The following is a 1139-nucleotide window of genomic DNA, read 5'->3' as shown; positions in this document are numbered from 1 at the left end:
CTCCATCCGGGTTGGCCACGGTCGGTGGGACGTGGAGCTGATCCACGACAAGATGTACCTGATGAACCCTGAGGATCCCATCGAGCACTTTGAGGTCAGCCACGGGTACAACTTGCTCCTCCTCAACCGGGCCCACGGGGATGGCCCCATCACCTGGCGGACGGGCCTGGGCATTGTGGTCGCCCACCCCGAAAGCACCGTGGCGGGGAAGAAGCTGGGGTACGGCTACGAGCTGATGAACGGATTCCACATCAGCGGGCCCGCGGGGCAGGTCTCGGTGGCGTACACCCGGGATCTGGTCGGCCCCTTCTTCTTCGCAGCCGAGGCCAAGGGGACCGTCGCGTGGGCCAGGGTGCCCGTCTACAACGGCTGGGCCACGGTTCCCCACGCGGCCGCCCACCTGCTGGCGGGCATCGGTGTGCGGCTCTGGTGAAGAAGGCCCCGAGACCCAGGCCTTGGGGCATGGCGGGCTGCTCCGCCCCGGTGGGATGGGCCAGCAGGGCGCTGGGAGTTCAGCGCTCTGCTGGTCTTTCTTCGGCGGGGTTGGTCCACCACTCCCGGAGGAAGACGAAGAAGGTGGCGGCAAAGAAGGCGAGAACGGCGGCCACCGCCATGTTGAGGAGCGGCCGGGGGGAGACAGGGGCCTCAGGCAGGATGCTCGGGCTCACCACCTCGACCCGGGCCAAAGCGGGCAGCTGGGCGGCAAGCGGGGGTTCTTGGGCCAGGGCCTGGGTCAGGAAGTGGAGGCGGGCCCGCTCCGCGGGGAGGAGGTCCAGGGCCAGGGCCCGGAGGCGGCTCTCCGAGGAGGTCAGCTCCTGCTCCAAATGGGCCAGGCGGGCTTGGCGAACGCTCAAGCCATGCTCCCGGTCGAAGGCGGCCAGCGCCTCTTGGGCCTGGAAGAAGGCGGCCTCCGCCTGCTGGACCTGATCCAGAGCGCTTTGGAGGCTCCCGGTGAGCTGAGCCTGGAGATAGGCGAGCACCGCTGCCTGAAAGACCTCCTGCCACGTCGACGCGAGGCGATGGGCCTCGTCCGCGGTCTTGGCCCTCACCGTTACCGTCAAGAGGCCGGTGTTCCCATCGAGGGTGGCCGTGAACCGACGGCGCAGGCTGGCGGCCGTCTCCTCCGGTGCCAGTTGGGG

General features: G+C 69.1%; 1 protein-coding gene and 1 pseudogene. One reads left to right on the top strand and one right to left on the bottom strand.

Translation table 11 applies throughout. The annotated features are described in order from the left end of the window. A partial coding sequence (locus FWJ67_RS11220; protein ID WP_414482871.1) for a hypothetical protein occupies positions 1–433 on the top strand: 433 nt, incomplete at its 5' end. Between the two features lie 79 nt (positions 434–512). Here the strand turns inward: FWJ67_RS11220 and FWJ67_RS11215 are convergent. Further along, positions 513–1139, bottom strand: a pseudogene (locus FWJ67_RS11215) (hypothetical protein); the annotation flags it as partial.

This window comes from Limnochorda sp., from assembly GCF_047459355.1.
Classification (GTDB): Bacteria; Bacillota; Limnochordia; order Limnochordales; family Limnochordaceae; genus Limnochorda.
This window is presented reverse-complemented; position numbering and strand designations above follow the sequence as displayed.